The following is a 5,081-nucleotide window of genomic DNA, read 5'->3' as shown; positions in this document are numbered from 1 at the left end:
GAAATTAGATTCTGTTTGAGCAATTTTTTTAAAGAATTGAATTGTCTTTCTTGCAGCATTTATTATTGAAATCTTATTATTTTCAATTTCAATATATGGTGATAATTTACTGTGTATCATTGTTTTTTGCTTGGCTATAACTTGTTAGTAAACGCAGTTTATTGCGTTTATTTCTCTTTCAAATATAATATTATTTAGGTAACATTTCTAAAGGACTTGTAATATTTATAAGATTTGTTGTACTTACGTGCGTGTAAATTTCTGTAGTTTTAGAGCTGTTATGGCCAAGTAATTGCTGTATAAATCTTAAATTAGTACCTGCATCTAGTAAATGTGTTGCAAAAGAATGTCTTAAAGTATGTACAGTTGCGGGTATATTTATGTTTGCTTTTCTTTTAGATCTGTTAAAAACTTGCCTAATGCTAGATGCACTATATTGTTTGCCTTCTACGCCTTCAAATAACCAATCTTTAGGCTTATATAGCTTGTAGTACGCCCTTAGTTGTAGTAGCATAGTGGGAGATAATAATGTAATTCTATCTTTATTACCTTTTGCATTTCTTATCCATACCCGCATATTTTTAGAGTCTATATCTTCAATTTTTAAGTTTAAACATTCAGATATGCGTAAGCCACAACTATATATAATCATAAAAATAGTTTTATGTTTTATATTGTAAGTGCATTTAAGTAGGCTATCAACTTCATTTAATGATAATACTTTAGGTAATTTTTTACCTTTTCGGGGTCTACAAAAATCGTACTGTACTTTTGGTAAGTTTAGTACTTTTTCAATATAAAATTTTATAGCATTAATACTTTGGTTTTGGTATGACGCAGAAATATTTTGCTTGGTAATAAGCTCTTTGTGGTAATGTGTTATGTGTGCAGTGCTTACTTTGTATAAAGGCATTGGGTAAGTATGCCTTAAAAACTGCTTAAACATATGTATGTAAGTCTTAGTGGTGTTTTTACTATAGTTTTTAAGTAGTAATTTTTCATGCATCAAGGATATAGCCAATGCATAATCTGGTTTTGTTTCTTCGGTTTCCTGTAATTTGGTAACTATTGTATTAGGTTTCATTGTGTAAAAATGAATAAAACAGAGTTAAAAGGCTTATATTTAATCGTTTATATACGTGTATAAACGTCTAATAATACGAATTATGAAAATGAAATTTTGTTTGTCTTGTAATAAAGAGCTTGTGGGTAGGTCTGATAAAAAATTTTGTGATACAGAATGCAGAAGTACTTACCACAATACAAACAGGCCAGTACATGAAATAGGTATACAGAAGATAAATAGTGCCTTAAGAAAAAACCGAAGTCTGCTAGCTCATTTTTGTCCAAGCGGAAAAAGCACAGTTAAAAAAGAGGTATTGCTAAAATTAGGGTACCGTATAGACTTGTTTACGCATATGTATCCGTTTAAAACAGGAGCCTATTTTTTTTGTTATGAGTTTGGATACCTTCCTATTAAAGAAAACGGAGTAGATAAAATGCTTATTGTGCACAAGCAAGAGTATATGAGTAAATTAGCGTATAGTCCTTGGAATATTAAAATTGTAAAATAATTTTAATGTTAGTTTTTTTATCAAGTTAAACAAATAAAAACTAGAATACTATAATTGGTAAATCCATTCTTCTGGGTTTAACTTGCTAACGTTTTTGTATAAATAAAACTTTAGTAATGTTTGGCCGCTAAACTTATTGGTTGCAACTTCTCCTATTTCTTGCTTGGCAGTTACTTTATCTCCTTTTTCTACATAGGTTGCAGATAGGTTGTAGTATGTAGTTATGTAATTACCGTGTTTTATTTGCACACCCTTGTTTCCGCCGGGTACAGCAAGTACTGCTATTACCTCACCTTCAAAAATAGAACGTGCTTTAGAGCCTTTGTCTGTAGCTATAATTACACCGTTGTTTTGGTGTTTAATTCCTGGGTACACAGCATCTTTATATACGCCAAAGCCTTTACTTTTAAAACCTTTTGCTACAGGCCAAATTAGCTTGCCCTTGTTAGCGGTAAAGTTGTTGGCAACAATTTTAGCCTCTGGTGTTAAAACAAATCTAGTGCTACTGGTTTTTGTTGTGGTTTTGCCTGTAGTTTTTTTGTTGGTAGCTACAATGGCAGAACGTATTAGTTTTTCTATTTGCTGATCTATTTTACGAGCCTCAGATTTCTTTTTATTAATACTGGCAGTGTATTTGCTTTCGTTCTTTTTTATAGTGCTTAAGAGTATGTCTTTAGCCTTTTTTTCTTTCTCTAGTTCTTTTCTTGTGGCAACGTTTTCTTTAAGTAATTGTTCTTTTAATTTACGTTGGTCTATTAAAACTTGGTTTTTTAGTTTTAAGGTGTCTGTTTTGGCAACAATAGCTAAGCCTTGCTCTTGCCTGTAATTGGTGTATTGTTTTATGTATTGAAGGCGTTTGTACGCTTGTAAAAAATTTTCAGAAGACAGTAAAAATAATAACCTACTTTGCCTAGATTTATTCTGATACGATTTTTGTATCATCTGCGCATAATCATCTTTTAAAGTCAATAAATCTTTTTTTAGCGTACCAATATTACGAACATTGGCATTTATTTGTCGGTTTAACAAGTTGCTTTGTTGGTTGGTTATTCTAACCAATTGCTGTTGGGCATTTATTTTTTGTTCTAAACTCTCCATTTGGTCTAGTACATTACCTTTTTGCTTTGTTTCGGCAAATAAAAGTCTGTTTATAGCCCTAATGTCTTTTTGTAATTGCGCACGCTTTTTTTCTAACGCTTTTTGCTCGTTTGTTTGTGCAAACAAAAAACTGGTAGATAGTACTACTAAAAGTAATGTAATTAGCTTAAATTGGCGCATTCTATATTTTTAATTATTCTAAAACAATTTCTTTAAAACCATTTGGTATTTTATAAGGAAAACTAAACTTTTTGTTTAGCTCTATATTCTTAAAAGTTAAAGCAATAATGTCTGTCTTTTTTTTGTCTTTTACATGTATGTCTATAATGTTAGGTACTAATTTTTTATCTACTACTTGGTAGTTTTTGTACTGCACATCTAATACTCTGTTTTTTTCTGGCTGGGTTAATTGCATACCAGCAATTTTATAATTTGTAGGCTCTATTTGTAAAAGTGTTTTAAAAAGCTCGTTTGCTTTTTTAGGAGCTAATTGGTATTTGTTATTTAACTCTACTGTGTTGTACTTTTCTTTTCGTAAATCAAACAAAGCTTGTCCTAATAATAAGTTTTGTACTTTTTCATAATCCAACTCTGTGCCTAATAAATTACTTAAATAGGTAAAATCGCCATCAAAATACTCGTTTTGTAGCCTGTTGTAAAAGCTAACTCTTGTTGGTGTAATATATGCTTTTACTACGCCAAGTGTGGCACTAATCCATATAGCTTTGTCTTTTTCCATTCTAAAACTAACTGTGTACCCTTGTTCATCTTCACCGTCTGTATAATCTATTTTTAACCTACCACGTAGAGTTTTAAAATCTAAGGCATTTGCATAGTGGTTTTTAACTATAGTTTTTGTGTTTAGTTTTTTTAAGGTTGATGTACCATCTGCAATAACTTTTTTAGATTTACACGATACAAAAAACACCGCAATAACAAATGCAAGTCCTAATTTTGGTGTTATTTGAAGATTTTTAATCATTTTTTATTTTTTAAATTTTACTTTAATTAAGTACATATTTGCTTTAGCAGGATTACCCATTGCTGTATATGCTGCTGCAATTTCTCTATAAAAATCATCTGCAAGTCTAATATCATCTAACACATAGTCTAAACCTGTTTTTAAAGTATCTATAGCTGCTCTGTGTTTTTTTCTGCCATTATATGCTGCTCCTAAAGCATAGTAAAAGTAAGGTTGTGAAGGGTAAGCTTCTAAGGCTTCTTTTGCCGTTGTTTCTAAAAAAACAAAGTTTTTTTGCTTTAAGGTAAATTTTAGCCTGCTTTTATAATTAAAAGCAGAGTTACTATTGCTGTTAGTTGTTTGCTTAGCAGTAGTGTTTTTTGTTGTGTTGCTGGTTGTTGTGGTGCTTGTAAAAGTAAAACTACTGCTACTAGCTCCTCTTTGGTCTATTGCAGCTTGCACCTTTGTACTTAAATCGGTTTTAAACGGACTATCTTTTACCTCGGTAAGTACATTTTTTGCCTCGTTGTAATTACGCTCTAAATATAAAATGTGTGCTAAATTCTCTTTTAATTTTTCGTTGTCATAAGGCACTATTTGTTTTAAGTGGCTTAGGTTTTTATATTGCTTTTTTAAAGAGGTATACAAGCTCTGTAAATACCACATGTTGTCTGGGTTTACTTTAAGAGCCAACTCTGCCTGTTCTTGTGCTAAGCTATATTGTTTGCCTTGTATGTATGCCTTGGCTAGTTCATTAGCTACAGCGGCATTTTTAGGTTCTAATTTTTGGCAGGTTAAAAAGCTATTAACGGCACGGTCATAATTTTCTATTCCTTTTTGCTTTAATCCTTCAAAAAAAGCTTCCTGAAAATTGTCTGAGTAGTCTTCTAAAAAAACATCTGCACTGTTTTCTATTTCTTGTGCATAGCTAAAACTTACCACTAAAAAAGTAAGTAAGGTGGTAGTTCTTAAAAAATAGTTGCAAATACTCTTCATACGTTTGTAAAATTATTAAAAAAACAAATGGTATGGTAACCAGATGTCTATCAATATTTAATAAAATTCAAAAATTATACCGTTGTGGTTTTTTTGTTAGTTAAATTTCCAACAATTAATGCAATAACAGCTGGTAAAACCCAGGCAAGGCTATATTTGCTTAATGGTAGGTATGCAGCTGTAAAATTAGCAACACTTGTAATGCCAATACTGTTTAAAAAGTCTGGCACACTAAATAAAATAGTAGTAAATACAACTGCTCTAAAGACCTTAGGTTCTGTATATTTATCTGGTAATACATTAAGTACTATTAAAATTATTGTAATAGGGTAAATAAACATTAAGGCAGGTATGGCAACCACAATTATATGGTCTACATTAAATTGTCCCATAGCTATACCCAACAAACAACTAATAATGGCTGTAATTGTATAGGCTTTGTTAGAGTTGTT

Annotated in this window: 6 protein-coding genes; 1 reads left to right on the top strand and 5 read right to left on the bottom strand. The window is 30.9% G+C overall.

Going from position 1 to position 5,081, the window contains the following annotated elements:
* Nucleotides 1-190 precede the first annotated feature (190 nt).
* On the bottom strand, nt 191-1,084 hold the full coding sequence (locus ABJD66_RS03900; RefSeq protein WP_348128456.1) for a tyrosine-type recombinase/integrase: 894 nt from the start codon (nt 1,082-1,084) through the stop codon (nt 191-193).
* An 82-nt stretch (nt 1,085-1,166) separates the two neighbouring features.
* Here ABJD66_RS03900 and ABJD66_RS03895 point away from each other — a divergent pair, with 82 nt between their 5' ends.
* Complete coding sequence (locus ABJD66_RS03895; RefSeq protein ID WP_348128453.1) at nt 1,167-1,574, top strand: hypothetical protein; 408 nt, start codon at nt 1,167-1,169, stop codon at nt 1,572-1,574.
* 48 nt (nt 1,575-1,622) lie between these two features.
* Here ABJD66_RS03895 and ABJD66_RS03890 read toward each other — a convergent pair whose 3' ends face one another.
* From ABJD66_RS03890 to ABJD66_RS03875, 4 genes are all read right to left on the bottom strand, one after another.
* Nucleotides 1,623-2,852 (bottom strand): peptidoglycan DD-metalloendopeptidase family protein, encoded by a 1,230-nt coding sequence (locus ABJD66_RS03890; RefSeq protein ID WP_348128450.1) that lies wholly within the window; start codon nt 2,850-2,852, stop codon nt 1,623-1,625.
* A gap of 13 nt (nt 2,853-2,865) precedes the next feature.
* Nucleotides 2,866-3,654, bottom strand: a complete 789-nt coding sequence (locus ABJD66_RS03885; protein WP_348128447.1) for a DUF4292 domain-containing protein — start codon at nt 3,652-3,654, stop codon at nt 2,866-2,868.
* A 3-nt stretch (nt 3,655-3,657) separates the two neighbouring features.
* Nucleotides 3,658-4,629 (bottom strand): hypothetical protein, encoded by a 972-nt coding sequence (locus tag ABJD66_RS03880; RefSeq protein WP_348128444.1) that lies wholly within the window; start codon nt 4,627-4,629, stop codon nt 3,658-3,660.
* 74 nt (nt 4,630-4,703) lie between these two features.
* A partial coding sequence (locus ABJD66_RS03875) for a branched-chain amino acid transport system II carrier protein (RefSeq protein WP_348128441.1) occupies nt 4,704-5,081 on the bottom strand: 378 nt, incomplete at its 5' end.

It is taken from the genome of Cellulophaga sp. (assembly GCF_039943695.1).
Lineage (GTDB): Bacteria > Bacteroidota > Bacteroidia > Flavobacteriales > Flavobacteriaceae > Cellulophaga.
This window is presented reverse-complemented; position numbering and strand designations above follow the sequence as displayed.

Excerpts from the sequence above, each read along its gene's own strand:
- ABJD66_RS03900 (WP_348128456.1), bottom strand. The coding sequence starts at position 1,084 with ATGAAACCTAATACAATAGTTACCAAATTACAGGAAACCGAAGAAACA.
- ABJD66_RS03885 (WP_348128447.1), bottom strand. The coding sequence starts at position 3,654 with ATGATTAAAAATCTTCAAATAACACCAAAATTAGGACTTGCATTTGTT.
- ABJD66_RS03890 (WP_348128450.1), bottom strand. The coding sequence starts at position 2,852 with ATGCGCCAATTTAAGCTAATTACATTACTTTTAGTAGTACTATCTACC.
- ABJD66_RS03880 (WP_348128444.1), bottom strand. The coding sequence starts at position 4,629 with ATGAAGAGTATTTGCAACTATTTTTTAAGAACTACCACCTTACTTACT.
- ABJD66_RS03895 (WP_348128453.1), top strand. The coding sequence starts at position 1,167 with ATGAAAATGAAATTTTGTTTGTCTTGTAATAAAGAGCTTGTGGGTAGG.